This window comes from Desulfovibrio sp. (assembly GCF_034006445.1).
Lineage (GTDB): Bacteria > Desulfobacterota > Desulfovibrionia > Desulfovibrionales > Desulfovibrionaceae > Desulfovibrio.
Window position 1 is genome coordinate 31638 of record NZ_JAVESS010000016.1, and the last position, 17548, is coordinate 49185.

Below are 17548 nucleotides of genomic sequence, written 5' to 3' on the forward strand. Positions count from 1 at the left end.
CCGAAGCATGCGGGCTTTTTTTCAATACACAAACGCGCCGCACTCTTGCGGAACGTTGGGGCATGTGCCCTTTTGCAAAGGTAAAATGCCTTAAATTTTCGTGACGCCCTGCGTATCGCCAGCCATAGTGTCCTGCCCGGGAGCGGGTTTTTCCGGCGCGGGCTGGGGCTTGGGTTCACCAGGCGTGGCGGGAGCAGGCGCGGCAGGGGCAGCAGGCGCGCTTTTTGCGACGGCATACTGGCGGGCCGTGCTTTCCATAACGGCCCGTCCCACCACCAGCCATTTGTCGCCAACCTTGCGCAGGGCAAGCCAACTTGTCATGCGGGCAGGGGTGGTCACCTGGGCCACGGCGGCGTCGGAGCCGATTTCCGTAATCTTGGCGTTATTCAGGCTTTCAGGCACCCAGGGGCAGTTGGGCGTCTCAACCTCACGGCATTGGGCCATAAGCTCGCCCGTGCTGACGCCACGGTTGAACTGGTTGTGCAGGCGCGATTCCATATCCACGATGCTGCCCAAAATCTCATCCATGCCGCCAATGCCGAGCGAACGGCCCAAGCTGTCCAAAAGTCCCAGCGGCGCCTCTTCTTTGGCGAGATTCTTCATTTCATTATTGGCAAAGCTCTTCATGTCCATACCAGCCAGAAAAGCGGCACTGTCGTTCTTTTTCAAAGCCTCGGCCATGCCGTTAAGCGCTTTTTGCGGCCCGGAGGAAACGCAGGCGGCCACCAGCGCCGCCAGAATAAGCAATACAAAAAAATAACGTGAGGAACGGCTACCTATTTTCATACACACCCCTTGGCAAATATTCAGCATTTCAACTTTGGGAACAAACATTCCCATAGGTTTACATCGTTTACCTTGCTGCGCGACAGCTCCATAAAACAGCACCTAGAGCAGATTAACTTTGAGAATGTACATTCTCAAAGTTTAAGATACGCTCGCTTCGGTGCTTAACCGCGCAGATAAACTGCGCTTACACCTCTGCGGCGGGCGTCTGCTTCCGCATCCGCCAGAGCAATTTCAAAGTGAAATTGCTCTAGAAACAGCACTTGCGCCTTTGTGACTGTTGCCCGCGTGAAGGCTACAGGCATGTCATTTTGATAGTGCCCTGGCCACGCGCCAGACTGCATCAACAGCGCATCTGGAACGCCACAGACTTTTTATACCCTTTCGCGCGCGCCAGAGCAAATCAACTTTACCAATTTATCTCCGCAACGTCTCAATGCTGCCGCTTTGACGCGTGACCGCGCCGTGACACCACTTTTGCGCTGTCACGGCGCGCCCCTGCACACGCTGCGGCCCACCGCGCCACGATGAACGCGCCCAAAAGCAAAGGGGCCGCCGCTCCGCCGCAGGGCTTTTTTTCCTCCCGGCCTTCTGCTACACATGGGCCACGAGCAGCGCACGGCATTGTGCCTGAGGCGCAGCGTCAGGAGGCACTTACATGAAAGTCATTATTATGTGTGGCGGCAAGGGCACGCGCTTGCGCGAAGAAACCTCGGTCAAACCCAAGCCTATGGTCGAGATCGGCGGACGGCCCGTGCTGTGGCACATCATGTCCATTTATGCCCGCTTCGGCTTCAAGGATTTTGTACTGCCGCTGGGCTACAAGGGGCAGGTCATAAAGCAGTATTTTCATGACTACAATATCCGCAACACGGATTTTACCGTTGATCTGAAAAACGGCGACATCACCACCTACCCCAGTCACATTGAAGACTGGCGCGTCACCCTGTGCGACACCGGCGAGGACACCCTCAAGGGCGGTCGTCTCAAACGTGTGGCCAAGTATATTGACACTGACAGCTTCATGGTCACTTATGGCGACGGCGTGGCCGACATCGACCTGCAAAAGCTTATCGAGTTCCACAAGCAGTCAGGCAGCATCGGCACCTTCACGGGCGTGCGCATGCCCTCGCGTTTCGGCACAGTGCGTACCGACGACAAGGGCAAAATCCTTTCATGGGAAGAAAAACCCGTGCTGGACGAATACATCAACTGCGGCTTTTTTGTCTTCAAACGCGAGTTTCTGGACTACCTCACCGAGGACGAAAGCTGCGACCTTGAAAAAGAACCCCTGCAAAGGCTTGCGGCTGAAGGGCAGCTTTCAATGTACCCGCATCCCGGCCAGTGGCAGTGCATGGACACGCTGCGCGACTCCATCAAGCTCAACGAGCTTTGGGACTCCGGCCGCGCTTTCTGGGTGTAAACCCGCGTTTCACGTCAGGCGCGTCGGGACGGAACGGAGCATCTTTGTTCCAGCTTCCGTCCTGTCGCGCTGCAACCATTTCTGAAGGAGCAAACCATGTTTGCCAACGCATACAAGGGACGCCGGGTTTTCGTAACCGGGCACACGGGCTTTAAAGGCTCCTGGCTGGCGGCATGGCTGAGCCAGATGGGCGCTGTGGTGGGCGGTTTTTCCGACGACGTGCCCACCACCCCTTCGCATTACAGCGCCATGAACCTTGGCGCGCACCTTGAGACCGACCTGCGCGGCGACATTCGCGACCGCGACGCCCTTGTGCGGGCCGTGCGCCAGTTCCGCCCGGACGCGGTCTTCCATCTGGCCGCCCAGGCCCTGGTGCGTAAATCCTATGACGATCCGGCGCTTACGTTTGAGTCCAACATGATGGGCACGCTCAACATGCTGGAGGCAGTGCGCGCCTGCCCCGACGTCGGCGCTGTGGTCATGATCACCTCGGACAAGTGCTACCGCAATGACGAGTGGGTGTGGGGCTACCGCGAAACCGACCACCTTGGCGGGCACGATCCCTACTCCGCTTCCAAGAGCTGCGCCGAAATCATCGCGCATTCCTATTTTGAGAGCTTTTTCAAGGACGGCCCGGCCTGCGCCACGGTGCGCGCGGGCAACGTCATCGGCGGCGGCGACTGGGCCACAGACCGCATTGTGCCCGACTGCGCCCGTGCCTGGGCAGCAGGCCAGCCTGTGCAGATCCGCAGCCCCTGGGCCACCCGCCCCTGGCAGCTGGTTCTGGAGCCGCTTTCGGGCTACCTGTGGCTGGGCGCGCGGCTGCTTCTTGGCCAGAACAACCCCTTTGACCTGCGCGGTCAGGCGTACAACTTCGGCCCCGCCGCTGATGTGAACAATACCGTGGCCGAGGTGGTTGAAGCCCTGGCCATGCACTGGCCCGGCTTTAACAGCGAAATGGACAAGGCCGGGCAGGCCGGCATGAAGGAATGCACCCTGCTCAAGCTTTGCTGCGACAAGGCCCTGGCCCATCTGGGCTGGAAGGCCACGCTGAATTTTGAAGAAACCATCCGCTACACTGCGGAATGGTACCACTGCTTCTATCAGGGCGAAGGCGGGAAAAAACCGCAGAACATGCTGGACTTCACGCTGGGCCAGATTTCGGCCTATGTGAACGCCGCCGAACAGCGCGGACAGGTGTGGGTAAAGTAATGGAAGCCACAGAAAGCACGGCGCAGGATGTGGGCATTGAAGGCGCATTGCTGCAACCGCTGGCGGTGATCCCCACTCCCGGCGGCCCGGTGATGCATATGTTGCGCCCCGAATCCGCCCTGCTGCCCGATTTTCACCAGTGCTTCGGCGAAATATATTTTTCCGAAGTTCTGCCCGGTCACGTCAAGGCGTGGAAGCGCCATACCCGCCAGGTACAGCATTTTGCCGTTCCTTCCGGCCTTTTGCGCATCGTGCTGTATGATGACAGGCAAGGCTCCGCCACTAAAGGCGTTTTGTGCGAACTGGCCCTGGGCAGGCCGGACAACTACGCCCTGCTGCGCATCCCCACGGGCGTGTGGTACGGCTTTGCGGCCATGGGCGACGCGCCTGCCCTCATATGCAACTGTGCGGACATTCCCCACGATCCGACCGAAGGCCAGCGCCTGCCCGTGGATGATCCTTCCATTCCCTACTCCTGGAACGCGGGAAAGGCATAACCATGGCATACAGCAGTCTGTTGCGGGCCGCCTGGCAAGGGCGGCCCGACAATGCCCCTCGCCTGTCGGGCGCAGCGACGTTGCGCGCATGGTGGCAAGCCTGCCGCCCACCCTTCTTCATCACGGCGGCCATACCGGTAACTTTGGCTCTGGCCTTTGCCTTTCGCCTTGAGGGGCAGATCAGCCCACGGCAGTGGACTGTTTACGGCCTTCTTCTGCTCGGCTGCTTTATGGGGCTGACCATAGCCAACTTCGCCAATGACCTTTTCGACCATATCCTTGGTGTGGACGGCGGCGACAATATCGGCGGATCGCGCGTTATCCAGAACGGCTCCATCAGCCCCCGCCAGCTTTCGGTAGCGCTTATGCTGCTTACCCCCGCCACGCTGGCTGTGGGCGGGCTGCTCATAGCCATGACGCCCGCAGGATTGCGCTGCGCTTTGTGGGCCGCGAGCCTTTTTGCCGTGGCTTCGGCCATTTTCTACGTGGCCCCGCCCCTGCGCTACGGGCACAGGGCGCTGGGTGAGCTGTTCGTCTGCCTGAACATGGGCTTTATCATGGTTTGCGCCAGCACGTCCCTGCTGCTGCAAGTCTTTGACCCCCGCAGCATGGCGCTGGCGCTTCCCATAGGGCTTATGGTGGCGGGCGTGCTGTACTACCAGAGCCTGCCTGAAATCGAAACAGACCTTGCCGCCGGCAAACACACTCTGGCCAACAGGCTGGGCAAGGACAGGGCCGCGCTGGTCTTTCGCCTGTGGTGGCCCGCCGTATGGCTGCTGCTGCTCAATTTGTGGGCGACCGGGCTGGCGGGCTGGCCTGTGGCGCTGGCCCTGCTGGGCCTGCCCTTTTATCTGCGGGCCTGCCGCCATATCGAGGCGGCAGGGTCCGGCGACTGGCTGCCTCTGGACGCGTATGGGCATCTGGTGCGCAAATGCTATCTTTTGAGCGGCGCGGCGCTCATTGCCGGAGTGGCCCTTTAGGGCAATTTTCCGTTGAGGATGGTTCTTCTCAACGTATCCTCGCCTCGACGCATAACCGACAAAAAAATCCCGCTTACGCCTTTAGGGTGAACGCCCACCCCCTATAAAGATTTTAGGGGGTGGGGGCGTGGGGGAGGAGACCCTTTTGCAAAAGGGTCCCTCCCCCACAAAACGCCTTTACCCGACCACCCTCCCCCACAAAAATTTTCAAACTGACAGCCCCCTGAAGCACGAAAAAAGGGGCGGCACAGGCCGCCCCTTTTTTCGTAAAAAACAACTCGTCTTGCTTCTCAGCCCAGCACGGCCCTGGCTTCAGCCAGCCGGGCCTCGTCTTCACGGTCAAGGGCTCGCAGGGCACGGGCCAGGGTCTGCCATGCCTCGGGCCTGTCGTGCAGGCCCGCGCTCTTGCGGGCCAGCAGTTCCGCCATGGCCGGGTCTTCGTTGCCGTCAAGATAGATATTGGCCAGCAGCAGCATGGAGGCCGCGTCCTGCGGATTGCGCAGCAAGGCCTCGTGCAGCAGTTCGCGGGCTTCGCCGCCCTTGCGCTGCCGGGCAGCCACACGGGCCAGATGCCGCCTGGCCACGCCTGGACGTCCGGGGGCGGCGTCTTCAATGGTGGCGGCCAGTTCGTAATAGCGGCGGGCTTCGGCCCTTCTGCCGCTTTGCTCGCACAACTGCCCGAGGCGTATATGGGCGAACAGATGGTCGGGCGCAGTCTTGACGCACTGGCGGTAATAGCGTGCGGCGGCGCGGCGCTCACCCAGGCTTTGGCAGACGTTGCCGAGATTGTAGTTGATCTGCGTGGCTGTGCTTTCGTCCGGCTTGTGACGCAGGGCCTCAAGAAAATGCCTGCGCGCCTCATGCCTGCGCCCCAGGGCCGCCATGCACACGCCAAGGGAGTTCCAGGCCATGACGTTGGTTTCGTCCGCCAGCAGGGCCAGCTTGTATTCCTCAAGCGCGCCGAACACGTCGCCAAGGCTGTAACGCCGGTCAGCGCTGATGTTCAGGGCCAGCGAGTTGCACTGCCCCACTCTTGGGTGCGGCAGAAGAAGGGCATATTCCAGCGCCCTGAGAGCGCAGTCGGGCATCTCGGCCTTGCGGTACTGCAAGAAGGGAAAGGCGGCCAGACCCGCAGCGGCATCGACGCCCGCGTCTTTCAGGGCCGAGCACAGGGATTCATACAGGGGCACGACGTTCTGCGGCTCTGAACCGGGGTGGAAAAAAATCAGGCTGTTGCTGCCATAAAGCCCGGCAAAGGGGGCGGCTCCTGCATCGTGCGGGGCGGCCCCACGCAGCAACTTTTCCCACAAATGCAGGGCTGTTGCCGCCGTGGAGCTTGATGCGCCCTCCATGCGGAGGATGGCGAGCACAAAACGGCCGCGGCGCTCGCTTTCCTGCGCAAAGCGATTGAGAAAATCACCGTGACCGCACAGCGCCGCCTGTCCGGCATCTGCGGCAGCGGCGGCAGCGACGGTATCTGCGGAGTCTGCGACATTCACGCCAGTCACGGCAGCTGCCATACGGCTGGCGGACTCGGCCTCAGCCTGGGCATGCCCTGTTGTGGCGCTTTCTGAAGTTGCCGCAGGGAATGCAGCAGGGAATGCGGCCTTGCCAGTGGCCAGCACTGGACTGGCCGCCGGGGCGGGACTGGCCGCCAGCGCTGAACTGCCCGTCTGTGCTGAACTGGCCGCATGCCCGGGACTGCCCTCAGGAGCGGCGGAACCCGTTTCCCCCTGTTGCCGCGCGTGCCCGGCTGTTTCGGCAGGCGGAGCGACTGCGGCATGCTGTTGCCCGGCAGGCACGGAAGGCATGCCCTGTACGTCGGAAAAATGCAGCACGGGATCGTGTCCGTCGAGATCCGGGCTGAGCACAGGGCTTTGCCCAAGAAGCGCCAGACTGTCGCCGGGCGCGGGCAGAAAGGTGGTGTCTACCAGATGCAGAATTTCGGCAATGGAATCCCTGTCGCCCACACGCAGCAGCACGATTTCGCCCTTGTGGCGCGCCTTCTGACCGGGTTCGGCGCTCCACACCGCAAAGCGCATGCCTTCACGGGCCTTGGCCTGTCGCCCAAGGCTGATGCGCAGACGGCCCACCGGCAATGCTTCCAGCACAAGCCCGCCCTCTTGCAGAATGCGGGCAAAAGGCATGACGCGCCCCTCGCAGAAACGGTTGCCTGCCGCCCCCGCAGCGGTCTGACCCGCAACATCCGCAGCCAGCCGGGCTCTGGCCATGAGCAGCCGGGCCTGCTCATACATGCCAAGCCTCATTTCTGCTCCCTGCATGTCTTGCGGATACAGGGCGTGCCCGGCGCACAGGCGTGGAGCCACACCCTGTTTTGTCAGGGGCGGCACGGGACGCAGCGCCTGCATGCGGGCCAGCACGGCGCAGGCCAGCTTATGGCATGCGCCACGCCCGCTGGCGGAAAGCAAAAGCGCCATTTCGTGCGTTCCCACCCGCGCGGCAAGCACGTCTGAAGGCAGAACACCACGGCAGGCGGCGGCAAGCTGGCACATGACATTCTCGCCAAAGGCATAGCCATACCGCCGGATCATATCAGGCCCGTTGCTGAGGCGCAGCAGCACAATGCCCATACACATGCGGTACATGGGCGCTGCAAGGCCTTCCGGCGCGGAAGGTTCTTCAAGATGGGCGCGCACCCTCTCAGCCTCGCCCTCCATACGGGCAAAAAGGCTTTCCTCGGTGACAAGGCCAGTAACGGCGTCGGTACGCACAGCCTTGGCGCGAGCCAGATTTTCCAGACACAGGGAGGCAAGGGCAGGCAGCACCTGTAAAAGAGGCCGCACCTCACGGACGCGCACGCCGTGCAGCATGACCATGCCAAGCTGATGCCCGCCCCAGTGCAGAGGCAAAAGCAGCCTGCGCTCGCGCGTCAACAACCGTGGTTCTTCCGGGGTGCTCTCTCTGGGAAAATAGAGCGCGTGACCGCTGAAACTCAGGAACGCCGACAACTGGCGGCACAGCTGACCTTCCATTTCCATGAGGTCTTCACGGGCAAGCTGTTGTATGGCCCGCAGTTCAGACCATTCCCGCGTAAGGGCGCTGTCGCCATGGGCTGACGCGCCCCAAAAATTCTCTGTCCCGCCCGTCCAGTCCATCCAGCCTGTCCCGTCCGGGGATTGGGGAGCCAAGATGGGCGCATCCGCCTGAACGGCGGCATCGGGCCGGGAATCCGGCATGTCATGGCCCTTGCCCTTGTGGCTTGCTCCGGCGATTTTTCGCTTTGTGTTCCGGGTCATTTCCTGAAATCCTTCTGCGGTCGGCAACATCAGTTTTATGGCGGCAGTGTAGTGCGCTCACAGGAGCTTGTCTAGAAAATATCTTGAAAAGTCGCCTCTGGCGCGTCAAACACCACGCACAGGCTTGCCCAGCGAAAATTAAGAGGTTAGTATCTGGCCAACGCACGTTGATGGCACGCTGCTGCTCCGCAGCGTATCGCCATCTCTGAACCGCAATCCCCATATACAAGCAAGGAAAACCCACATGGCAGTTGCTGCTTTTCCCATAGGCCCATTACAGACCAACAGCTATCTTATCCACAAGACTTCCAAGGCCGTGGCCATTGACGTAGGCGGCGACCCCGCCCCCATGCTGGAATACCTGGACACGCACCACCTGAAGCTTGACGCCATCTGCATAACCCACCGCCATTTCGACCATATGTACGGTGTGGCCGCTCTGGAAGAAGCCACCGGCGCGCTGGTATACATTCCGCAGGACGATGACAGCCTTGCGGGCACGGACTCCGGCAAGGGCGGCGTCTGGGGCTTTCCGCCGGTTCCGGAATTTACGGCCGTACCCATGCCCATGGGCAATACAATCTTTGGTGACATGGTCTGCCAAGTGCTTAAAACACCAGGGCATACCCCTGGCGGCGTCTCCCTTTACTTCCCCGACGAGCACGCTGTTTTTTCCGGCGATGCCCTGTTCTACCGCTCCATCGGGCGCACGGATTTTCCCGGCGGCGACCACGACACCCTCTTGCGCTCGCTCAAGGATGTACTCTTCAAACTGCCCGCTGAAACCATTGTATATCCGGGACACGGCCCCACAACCAATATTGGCGACGAAATCGCCAATAATCCCTTTTGTGGCGAGTTCAGGCCATGAGCAGACCACTAGCCCTTCTTTGCAGTCCGCACCCTGATGGCGTGTCGGACAGTGTGGCCCGACTTGTGGCCGAGGGGGCAGCCGAGGCCGGAGCCGACTGGCAGATTTTGGCCTTGCGGGACTATGCGTTTGAGGGTTGTGTCGATTGTGGCGGCTGTAGCAGGCCGCCGCACAGGTGTACGCTGGCGGGCCGGGACTACGGCGGCATGAAGGACAGGGCTGATGAAATATTTTCGCTTATTGAAGCCGCACCCCTGCTCTTCATATCCGCGCCCATCTACTTCTACTCCCTGCCCGCGCATTTCAAGGCGCTCATTGACCGCTCCCAGCGTTTCTGGGCCGCCCAAAACCACGCATCGGCAACCAAGCCCCTGCTTCCCCGTCCGCCAATCAAACCCACACTGGTGAGCCTGGTGGCCGGAAGGCCGCGCGGCAATCTGCTGTTCTCCGGCTCCCTGCTGACCCTGCGCTACTTTCTTTCCCCGCTGAACGCGACCATCAGCGAAACACGGCTGTTGCGCGGGCTTGAAAAGGTGAAAGACCTGGAAGAACGCCCCGCTGTCCGCGCCGCGCTGCATGCCTGGGGACACGATTGGGGCTGCAGGCTCATGGCGGGCAAGATACCGGGGTATAACCCGGCCGCCATCTCCGGCCCGGATTGCGCCAAGGACAGCCCGCCCTCCGCGAGCTGACCGTGCCCATCCGGGGCACTGACCCTTTTGGCCCGTCTGCTGACCAGATGCCATCGACAATTGTCAGGTAGCCGGATGAACGTGCAGCTCGCCCACAAACTCTCCACAGCCGCCCGTTTTCTGGGACTTGCCCAGGCACGGTGCTTTCACTGCCTGCGCCCTTTCAGCCCTGACGGCGAAATTTTTTCCGCCAGCACCGCCTGGCCGCCTGCGGGTTTCTTTGACCCTGACGCTTCCCTGTGCCCCTCTTGCCGCGACCTGCTTGTGCCCTACAGGGGGCCGCGCTGCCCTTTGTGCGGCCTGCCCGCCCCAATGCCCAGCGGCCTGCCCGCCCCCAGGCCAGTTGGCGGCTGCGGAACTTCACAGGAAGCATACCAGGGCAGTCTGTGCGGGCGTTGCCTCGCAGACCCGCCGCCCTGGACGCGAGCCGCATTTTACGGCCTGTACCGCCAATCCCTGCGGCATGCGCTTTTGCGGCTCAAGTTTGACGGGCACCTCTATCTGGCCCCGCTGCTTGGCGCTTTTCTTCTGGAAGCCGCACACTGTCTGCCCGGCCCCGACGCCCTGCTGGCTGTGCCGCAGTACCCGGATCATCTGCGGCACAGGGGCTACAATCAGGCGCATGAGCTTGCAAAGGCCCTGCACGCGCAGACCGGCCTTGCACTTGTTCCCGACCTGCTCAGCCGCACCCGCCCTGGCCCTGCCCAGGTTGGCCTCAGCGCCCGCTCGCGGCCGGAAAACGTGCGCCACAGCTTTGCGGCCTCCCCTGAGGTAAAAGGCTTGCGCCTGTGGCTGGTGGACGACGTCATGACCACGGGCAGCACCCTTCGCGCAGCGGGTCTGGCGCTGCTCAAGGCGGGAGCCAGCAGGGTGGATGTACTGGTGGTGGCCCGCACGCCCAAAGAAGATATGGACGTCACTGACAACAGCGCGCCTTAGAGCATTTTAACTTTGAAAAAGTATAAATGCTCTGAGGCTGCACGAAAGTGCAGCGCGCCACAACGTGGCGTGGATTCAGCCGAGCTTTAGCCGTTGCGACGAAGGAAGCTACGGACAAAGACAGCATGCGTAACGACACGGCTTGTTCCATACAATCGCTGTCGCCATTCGTAAGGCTCGTAAACTCGCCAACGACTGCCGCAAAGACAGCAATTGGTTAATAGAGCGACCAGCCTGCTGATGGTTGTCGCAAATCACATTTTTCGGCTGAATGAACACTTTGAAATGTGTTGCATTTCAAAGTTAATCTGCTCCAGTGGCAAACTGGTCAAAAAGTCACAGGTCTGCCACATGACAATGCGAAAACGTTCTGCTATGTTCTCGCAAACAGGACGTTCCGCCCTGGCTCCGGTATGCTTGGGGCCACAGGGCTCACATCCGGCATTGCAGGAGCCTTCATGCCGCGCCTTTCTTTTTCATCCAGCCTGCCGCACGCGGTGGGCGCCATTTTGTCCACTGCTCTGTGGGCCTTTGTGTGCTGTGCCTTTACAGCGGTTTCAGCCAACGCCCAGGTGACCTTGCTGGTGCCGAGCCAGCCCAGCATCGAGGCTCCGGCCAAAACCGACAAGGCAGACGCTTCCGGCAAGCGCGATGACAAAAAGCAGGAAAGCAAACAGCCTGCGCCCAAACCGGAAAAAAGCGCGGACACCGGCAAGACCGCTGCCAGCGCCCGCAAACCGGAAGCCGCCGCTGCACCCACGGCCAAAGCCGCACCCGCCGCCGAGCAGGGGGCCGCAAAAACGCCCGCAACGCAGGGAACGCCACAGCAGGGCACGCCACAGCAGGGAACGCAGCCAGCTGCGGAGGCCCCCGCATCGCCGCCGCCCCCGGAGCTTCCCGTCATCGACGAACAGGTTGATGTGCTCATCACCATGATGCGCCCCTTCCAGTACCAGAGCCTTGTCATGGATATGCCGCAACTGTTCGCCGCACTGCGCTATGACAACGCCAGCCCGGTCAAGGACGGTCTCATTCAGCCAGCACGCCGCGACCTTCTGGGCGATGTGGAAGAAATCGGCTACCTTGATCAGAAAGCCTGGGGAGCCAACGTAGCGCTGACCACTCCTGGCCTTTACCAGTTCATCATTGAAGGCCGCCCCTGGTGGGACGCCGCCCGTGGACAGTTTTTGCAGCACTACGTAAAGACCATGCTGCCCGTACACGGCGTGGAACGCGGGTGGGAGCAACCCGTGGGCCAGGTGTTTGAAATCCAGGCACTTACCCGTCCCTTTGGGCTTACCGCACCCGCCATCTTCTCTGGCGTCGCCCTGCTGCACGGCAAGGCCCTGCCCAACGCTCCCGTGCGCATGATGCGCATCAATACGGAAAAACGCCCCGTCCCCACGCCCTGGCATGAAGAGATGGAAGCGCGCACCGACAAGGCTGGCCAGTTCTCCTTCATACTCAACCAGCCCGGCTGGTGGTGCTGTATGGCAACAACGCCTGGCGATCCCCTCAAGGGGCCGGACGGCCAGCCCAAACCCCTGAATCTGGGCGCGCTTTTCTGGCTGTATGTGGATGGCGCTGCCGATGCCCGCAAGCGCTGATCCTGTCGGGGATAAGGACGTCATGGCGTTTTGGCGCGGCACGGCCACGCCAGAACACATAGAAGAATAAAGCGTCAGGCCAATTGTAAAATTGAAATTACCCTAAGCCGCCATAAAAAATATTTTTTGACGCTTCACTGCAGGGCCGGACGAAAATCCGGCCCTTGCCTTTTCCGTCACAATGTTTATGGTAAGAAAGGCTAAACAGAACGTGCTGCTATCGCACACTGCAACCCAACAACCCCCTCCTGGGAGCTGTTCATGAAATTAAGTGCCTTTCTGACCATTGTTCTCTTTCTTTGCTGTTCCATCATGCTTGCCGTGCCCGACGCTACTGAAGCCGCCCGCCTTGGTGGCGGCAGTTCCTTTGGCAGCAAGCCCTTTATGAGCACCCCCGCGCCGCGACCCACCATGCGCCAGGACGCCCCGCAAGCCCCACGGTCGTCCATGAACCAGCCCCAGGCTGCGCCGCAGGCTCCCCGGCCCGGCATGTTCGGCGGTATGGGCGGCCTTTTCGGCGGTCTTCTGGCCGGCACGCTGCTTGGCTCGCTGCTGGGCGGTCACGGTTTTGCCGGCGGCGGCTTTATGGATATCATCATCATTGGCCTTCTGGTCTTTTTTGGGCTCAAGCTTTTTGCCCGGTTTCGCGGTCAGCAGGCTCCTGCGGGCGCAGACGCTCGGAGCGGGCAAGGCGGCTCGTATGACGACCGCATGCAGGGCATGCAGCGCGAATCCACAGGCAGCAACGGATGGGATGTGCTGCGCGGCGACGGCTCCGGCCCGTCCGCGCAGGCAGCCGCTGGCCCCAATATTCCCATGCCCGACGGATTTGATGCTGAAGAATTTCTGCGCGGAGCCAAGATGGCGTACACCCGGCTGCAAAACGCCTGGGACAAGCGCGACATGGACGACATCGCCCAGTTCACCAGTTCTGCCGTGCAGCACGCCGTGCGCGAGCAGATGGAAGCCGACCCCAAGCCGAGCAACACCGAAATTCTTCTGGTCAATGCCCAGCTGCTTGGTGTGGAAAATGAAGGCAGCGAGCAGTACGCCCAGGTCTTCTTTGATGTGCTGATGCGCGAAAGCCCTGACCAGCAGGCTCCGTCCACCGTGCGCGAAGTATGGCATTTCATGCGCCCTGTGCAGGGCGGCAGCTGGAAACTGGACGGCATCCAGCAGGTAGAGTAACATAGGCGGTCCGCATTGGCGGAAATGCTCCAGCATACACTATGCCGGAAGCCCCAGGCTTCCGGCTTGTTTTTGGCAACCTTGGAGAACATATGAAAAATTATGTCGAAAAACACGACAAACTGCTACGGCATCTGCAAATGACCATTGAAACCGCCACTCCGGATTACGCCAGAGTGACCATGCCCCTTACCGAAAACCACAAGAACGGCATGGGCTGCGCTCACGGTGGAGCCATTTTTTCGCTGGCCGACGTGGCTTTTGGGGCTGCGGCCAATGCGGGCAAGGATATGGGGGTGGTGAGCCTTTCAACCACCATCGAATTTCTGCGTCCCGGCAAATGTGGCCCCCTGGCTGCCGAATCCTATGTGGTACGCAAGGGCCAGCGCATTCAAAGCTATACCGTAAAGGTTTTCGACGGCACCGGAGATCTTATCGCCCAGTGCATGGCTTCCGGGTATCAGACAGACATCTTGCTGCCAGAATAAGCTGCGTCAACGACAATGGCTTTTCAGCCCGGCGGCCTTCAAGGTTTGCCGGGCTGCTTCCTTTTTATGCCGCCCGGACTTATATTCGCCATACTGGAGCATTTAACACTTGAAATGCTCGCGTACGGCAGGCAAAAGCCCGCCTACTCGCATTTCGTGGCAAGGATTTTCAAAAAAATCCTTGCAGAGCATTTAACTCATTTCATTCGTAAACTGCTCTGGCTGCCGACAACGCGGCCAAAAAAACACCAGGAGGACGCCATGGCAAGCGGTTGGGCCGGAGACGGCGCAGTGCAGGATCAGATCCAGGATTCCATCAATGACGAAGTTGCCCGCGCGCGGCGCAATCTTCCCAGCGGTGAAAGCCTGAGCCATTGCGAGGAGTGCGGGGAGCCCATCCCGCAGGCCCGACGTGAAGCCCTGCCGGGCGTGCGCCTGTGCGTCGCCTGCCAGCAGGAGGCGGACAGGGAACAACAGGCAGTTTCTCTTTATAATCGGCGCGGCAGCAAGGACAGCCAGTTGCGGTAGGCATGCCGTTTGCCACCACTCGCCCCCCGTTCGCGCCACTCGCCCCCCGCTCGCGCTACTCGCCCCATTTGCCCCATTTGCGCAGCCGTCAGGACAATTTCAGAGCACATTTGCCCTGCCGCAATTCTGGCCGCCACTCCTGTAGCGCTGCCCCGCCGCAAATCCTTGCGGCATGTTCTGCTTACAGAACGCTGACAGCCGCCCGGCTTTAAGGTACCGTGCTGCCCATGAGACAGCACTTCAGTGATTTCACCCATATTGAACAGCATCTGGACAGTCTGGGACTTTTTCACATGGACATGGGCCTTGACCGCATGTGGCACGCCCTGTCGGCCCTGGGTCTTGTCCGGCCTCCCTTTGTGACGGTGCAGGTGCTCGGCACCAACGGCAAGGGGTCCACCGCCTCCTTTCTTGCTTCCCTGTGCGCTGCCCACGGCCTGCGCGCGGGGCTGTACACCTCCCCGCACTTTGTCAGCCCAACGGAGCGCATCCGCATCGACGGCAGGCCCTGGCCGCAGGAATTGTGGACCAGCCAGGCCAACAAGGTCATGGATGCCGCCCCGGCACTGACGTACTTCGAGTTTCTTACCGTGCTCGCCTTGCTGGCTTTTGCGGAAGAGCGGGTTGATGTGGCCATTCTTGAGGCAGGGCTTGGCGGCAGCCACGACGCCACCACCGCCGTCAGCGCCGATGTGCTCTGCTTTGCCCCCATAGCTATGGACCACAAGGACGTGCTTGGCGACAGTCTTGCGGCCATCGCCAAGGACAAGGCCGGGGCCATCCGTTCGGCGGCTCCCGTGTGCTCCACCTTTCAGTTTCCACAAGCTGCGCGGGCCATTGAAGCCGCCGCGCGCGAGCACAAGGCACCGTTGATATGGGCTGGCGCGGCCGACGCATCCCTGGAACTGGGGCTTCCCGGGCCGCATCAGAAAAACAACGCTGGCCTTGCGCTGGCCGCGTGGCAACTGCTGGCCCCCATGCTCGGCAAAGACCCGCAAGACGCGCAGGCGCGAAAATGCGGCCTTGCCCGGGCATTTATTCCCGGCCGCCTGCAGTACGTGCCCGCCACGAGCGCCATGCCGCCTCTTTTACTGGACGGCGCGCACAACCCCCACGGCATGGCCGCCCTCATGGCGGCCTTGCAGCAGGCAAACATACAGCCCGCCGCCATCGTGTTTTCCTGCCTGGGGGACAAGGACTGGCAGACAGCGGCCGCCATGCTGAAAAAACAGGCAGGCGACGCCCCGATCTTCGTGCCCCCGCTGGACAATCCCAGAGCGGCCAGCGCGCAGGACGTGGCACGCTTTTTCAACGCCACGCCCCCGTCCACGGCCCAGGCCATGCCTGACGCGCAGGGCAGCGCGGCCAGCACGCCCCCCGACGCTTCGCCGCTGGCGCAGGCTCTGGCCCATGCCGCAGCCGTGGCGCGGGCCTGCCCGGGCCGCCCGGTGCTGATCACAGGTTCGCTCTATCTGCTGGCAGAATTTTTCAGCCTTCACCCCGCATACCTTTCGCACCAGGACGCGATTCACCAGGACGAAACCAGCCCGGACGTAATCCGCCAGGACGAAACCAGCCCGGACGTAATCCGCCAGAACGCAATCCGCCAGGACGCAACTCAAGGGAAAACAGCCCATGAATAAACTCTTTCGCGCCATCCCCGCCGTGGACCTTTGCCTAGCGGCCCTTCACGAGGCCGACCCTCATCTGGCCGACGCTCCGCGCACCTTTGTGCGGGATCTTGTGACCGCATTCTGGGATCAGCAGCGGCAGGCCATCCGGGAAGGCCAGTACAGCTCCGCCCATGAACTGGCGCTCGAAGCCCGCCTGCAAGACCTTGCGGCCTATGTGCGGGCAGGCCTGCGGAGCCACTTCAGCGCGGCGCTCAACGCCACCGGGGTGGTGGTGCATACCAATATGGGCCGCTCGGTGCTGGCAAAAGAAGCGCGGGAGGCGGTCATCACCGCCGCCACAGGCTACTGCAACCTTGAACTGAACATGGCCACCGGCGGGCGCGGCAGCCGTCACTCCCTGGTGGAAGACCTGCTCTGCCGTCTCACAGGGGCCGAAGCGGCCCTTGTGGTCAACAACAATGCCGCCGCCGTGCTGCTTGTGCTGGACACCTTTTGCAAGGGCGGCGAAGTGGTGGTCTCGCGTGGCGAACTGGTGGAAATCGGCGGCAGCTTCCGCATTCCCGAAGTTATGGAAAAAAGCGGCGCCACCTTACGCGAAGTGGGGGCCACCAACCGCACCCATCTGCACGACTACAGAGCGGCCATCAATGAAAACACCCGCGCCCTCATGCGCGTGCATACGTCAAACTACCGCATTGTGGGCTTCCACTCTGCCGTGTCCCTGCCAGAACTGGCAGAACTGGCGAAGGAGCATGATCTCCCGCTTATTGAAGACCTGGGCAGCGGCAGCCTGACGGATTTTTCGGCCGTTGGCCTGCCCAATGAACCCACGGTTCCTTCAGTGCTGGCCCAGGGCGCGGATATTGCCACATTTTCCGGCGACAAGGTACTGGGCGGCCCGCAGGCGGGCATCATTACGGGCCGCAAAAGCATGGTGGACAAGCTCAAGAGCAATCCGCTCACCCGCGCCCTGCGTTGCGACAAGCTCTGCCTTGCCGCCCTTGAAGCCACCCTGCGCCTCTACCTTGACCCGGACAAGGCCCGGCAAAGCGTGCCTACCCTGCGCATGATCTGCCGCACCGCCGAAGAACTGCACAAGGACGCCCGCTCCCTGGCCGCCGCCCTGCGCAGGGGCCTCAACGCCAATCCGCAAACATCCTGCCACATAAGCCTGCGGGCCGATGTTTCCCGCGTGGGCGGCGGGGCCTTCCCCCAGTACGATTTGCCCACCACCCTGGTGTGCCTCAAGCCTGCCGCATGCAGTCCCACGGCGCTCAAGGCCGCCCTGCTGCGCACTGAACCGCCCCTTATAGGAAGGCTTGAGGATGACAGCTTCTGCCTTGACCCCCGCACCCTGGACACTGCGGACAGGCCCGCACTGCTGCGCGTTCTGCGCGAGGCACTGGCCCTTGCCGCCACAGGTCTTATATAGATAGCAAGATTGAT

At 61.5% G+C, this 17548-nt stretch carries 15 protein-coding genes; 13 read left to right on the plus strand and 2 right to left on the minus strand.

Annotation, left to right across the window (positions count from 1 at the left end):
- Positions 1 to 90 precede the first annotated feature (90 nt).
- Positions 91 to 786: a hypothetical protein gene (locus RBR41_RS11515; protein ID WP_320352748.1), complete on the minus strand. Its 696-nt coding sequence runs from the start codon at positions 784 to 786 to the stop codon at positions 91 to 93.
- Positions 787 to 1444: 658 nt separating this feature from the next.
- Between RBR41_RS11515 and rfbF the strand changes: the two genes are divergently transcribed.
- From rfbF to RBR41_RS11535, 4 genes are all read left to right on the plus strand, one after another.
- On the plus strand, positions 1445 to 2209 hold the full coding sequence (gene rfbF / locus RBR41_RS11520; RefSeq protein ID WP_320352749.1) for a glucose-1-phosphate cytidylyltransferase: 765 nt from the start codon (positions 1445 to 1447) through the stop codon (positions 2207 to 2209).
- Between the two features lie 96 nt (positions 2210 to 2305).
- The gene (rfbG, locus tag RBR41_RS11525; RefSeq protein ID WP_320352750.1) at positions 2306 to 3421 is read left to right on the plus strand and encodes a CDP-glucose 4,6-dehydratase; all 1116 of its coding nucleotides are present in this window, start codon (positions 2306 to 2308) and stop codon (positions 3419 to 3421) included.
- Positions 3421 to 3918 carry a dTDP-4-dehydrorhamnose 3,5-epimerase gene (locus RBR41_RS11530; RefSeq protein ID WP_320352751.1) on the plus strand — a complete coding sequence of 166 codons (498 nt, stop codon included), beginning with the start codon at positions 3421 to 3423 and terminating at the stop codon, positions 3916 to 3918. The genes rfbG and RBR41_RS11530 overlap by 1 nt, the downstream gene beginning before the upstream one ends.
- A 2-nt stretch (positions 3919 to 3920) precedes the next feature.
- Positions 3921 to 4898 (plus strand): prenyltransferase, encoded by a 978-nt coding sequence (locus tag RBR41_RS11535; RefSeq protein ID WP_320352752.1) that lies wholly within the window; start codon positions 3921 to 3923, stop codon positions 4896 to 4898.
- A 290-nt stretch (positions 4899 to 5188) separates the two neighbouring features.
- On the opposite strand, the gene RBR41_RS11540 is transcribed toward RBR41_RS11535, so the two are convergent.
- Positions 5189 to 8155, minus strand: coding sequence for a diguanylate cyclase domain-containing protein (locus RBR41_RS11540; RefSeq protein WP_320352753.1), 2967 nt, complete (start codon positions 8153 to 8155; stop codon positions 5189 to 5191).
- A gap of 244 nt (positions 8156 to 8399) precedes the next feature.
- Here RBR41_RS11540 and RBR41_RS11545 point away from each other — a divergent pair, with 244 nt between their 5' ends.
- The 9 genes from RBR41_RS11545 (at position 8400) to selA (ending at position 17534) form a co-directional block, all read left to right on the plus strand.
- Complete coding sequence (locus RBR41_RS11545) at positions 8400 to 9026, plus strand: MBL fold metallo-hydrolase (RefSeq protein WP_320352754.1); 627 nt, start codon at positions 8400 to 8402, stop codon at positions 9024 to 9026.
- Positions 9023 to 9718, plus strand: coding sequence for a flavodoxin family protein (locus RBR41_RS11550; RefSeq protein ID WP_320352755.1), 696 nt, complete (start codon positions 9023 to 9025; stop codon positions 9716 to 9718). The genes RBR41_RS11545 and RBR41_RS11550 overlap by 4 nt, the downstream gene beginning before the upstream one ends.
- 75 nt (positions 9719 to 9793) lie before the next feature.
- Positions 9794 to 10657, plus strand: coding sequence for a ComF family protein (locus RBR41_RS11555; RefSeq protein WP_320352756.1), 864 nt, complete (start codon positions 9794 to 9796; stop codon positions 10655 to 10657).
- Positions 10658 to 11115: 458 nt separating this feature from the next.
- On the plus strand, positions 11116 to 12264 hold the full coding sequence (locus RBR41_RS11560; RefSeq protein ID WP_320352757.1) for a DUF4198 domain-containing protein: 1149 nt from the start codon (positions 11116 to 11118) through the stop codon (positions 12262 to 12264).
- 261 nt (positions 12265 to 12525) lie between these two features.
- Positions 12526 to 13452: a Tim44 domain-containing protein gene (locus tag RBR41_RS11565; RefSeq protein ID WP_320352759.1), complete on the plus strand. Its 927-nt coding sequence runs from the start codon at positions 12526 to 12528 to the stop codon at positions 13450 to 13452.
- 92 nt (positions 13453 to 13544) lie between these two features.
- Positions 13545 to 13940 (plus strand): PaaI family thioesterase, encoded by a 396-nt coding sequence (locus RBR41_RS11570; RefSeq protein ID WP_320352760.1) that lies wholly within the window; start codon positions 13545 to 13547, stop codon positions 13938 to 13940.
- Between the two features lie 261 nt (positions 13941 to 14201).
- Entirely contained in the window at positions 14202 to 14468 is a 267-nt protein-coding gene (locus RBR41_RS11575) for a DksA/TraR family C4-type zinc finger protein (protein ID WP_320352761.1), read from the plus strand.
- A 227-nt stretch (positions 14469 to 14695) separates the two neighbouring features.
- Entirely contained in the window at positions 14696 to 16111 is a 1416-nt protein-coding gene (locus tag RBR41_RS11580; protein WP_320352762.1) for a bifunctional folylpolyglutamate synthase/dihydrofolate synthase, read from the plus strand.
- On the plus strand, positions 16104 to 17534 hold the full coding sequence (gene selA / locus RBR41_RS11585; protein ID WP_320352763.1) for an L-seryl-tRNA(Sec) selenium transferase: 1431 nt from the start codon (positions 16104 to 16106) through the stop codon (positions 17532 to 17534). The genes RBR41_RS11580 and selA overlap by 8 nt, the downstream gene beginning before the upstream one ends.
- The last annotated feature ends 14 nt before the right edge of the window (positions 17535 to 17548 follow it).

Excerpts from the sequence above, each read along its gene's own strand:
- RBR41_RS11515 (WP_320352748.1), bottom strand. The coding sequence starts at position 786 with ATGAAAATAGGTAGCCGTTCCTCACGTTATTTTTTTGTATTGCTTATT.
- rfbF (WP_320352749.1), top strand. The coding sequence starts at position 1,445 with ATGAAAGTCATTATTATGTGTGGCGGCAAGGGCACGCGCTTGCGCGAA.
- rfbG (WP_320352750.1), top strand. The coding sequence starts at position 2,306 with ATGTTTGCCAACGCATACAAGGGACGCCGGGTTTTCGTAACCGGGCAC.
- RBR41_RS11530 (WP_320352751.1), top strand. The coding sequence starts at position 3,421 with ATGGAAGCCACAGAAAGCACGGCGCAGGATGTGGGCATTGAAGGCGCA.
- RBR41_RS11535 (WP_320352752.1), top strand. The coding sequence starts at position 3,921 with ATGGCATACAGCAGTCTGTTGCGGGCCGCCTGGCAAGGGCGGCCCGAC.
- RBR41_RS11540 (WP_320352753.1), bottom strand. The coding sequence starts at position 8,155 with ATGACCCGGAACACAAAGCGAAAAATCGCCGGAGCAAGCCACAAGGGC.
- RBR41_RS11545 (WP_320352754.1), top strand. The coding sequence starts at position 8,400 with ATGGCAGTTGCTGCTTTTCCCATAGGCCCATTACAGACCAACAGCTAT.
- RBR41_RS11550 (WP_320352755.1), top strand. The coding sequence starts at position 9,023 with ATGAGCAGACCACTAGCCCTTCTTTGCAGTCCGCACCCTGATGGCGTG.
- RBR41_RS11555 (WP_320352756.1), top strand. The coding sequence starts at position 9,794 with ATGAACGTGCAGCTCGCCCACAAACTCTCCACAGCCGCCCGTTTTCTG.
- RBR41_RS11560 (WP_320352757.1), top strand. The coding sequence starts at position 11,116 with ATGCCGCGCCTTTCTTTTTCATCCAGCCTGCCGCACGCGGTGGGCGCC.
- RBR41_RS11565 (WP_320352759.1), top strand. The coding sequence starts at position 12,526 with ATGAAATTAAGTGCCTTTCTGACCATTGTTCTCTTTCTTTGCTGTTCC.
- RBR41_RS11570 (WP_320352760.1), top strand. The coding sequence starts at position 13,545 with ATGAAAAATTATGTCGAAAAACACGACAAACTGCTACGGCATCTGCAA.
- RBR41_RS11575 (WP_320352761.1), top strand. The coding sequence starts at position 14,202 with ATGGCAAGCGGTTGGGCCGGAGACGGCGCAGTGCAGGATCAGATCCAG.
- RBR41_RS11580 (WP_320352762.1), top strand. The coding sequence starts at position 14,696 with ATGAGACAGCACTTCAGTGATTTCACCCATATTGAACAGCATCTGGAC.
- selA (WP_320352763.1), top strand. The coding sequence starts at position 16,104 with ATGAATAAACTCTTTCGCGCCATCCCCGCCGTGGACCTTTGCCTAGCG.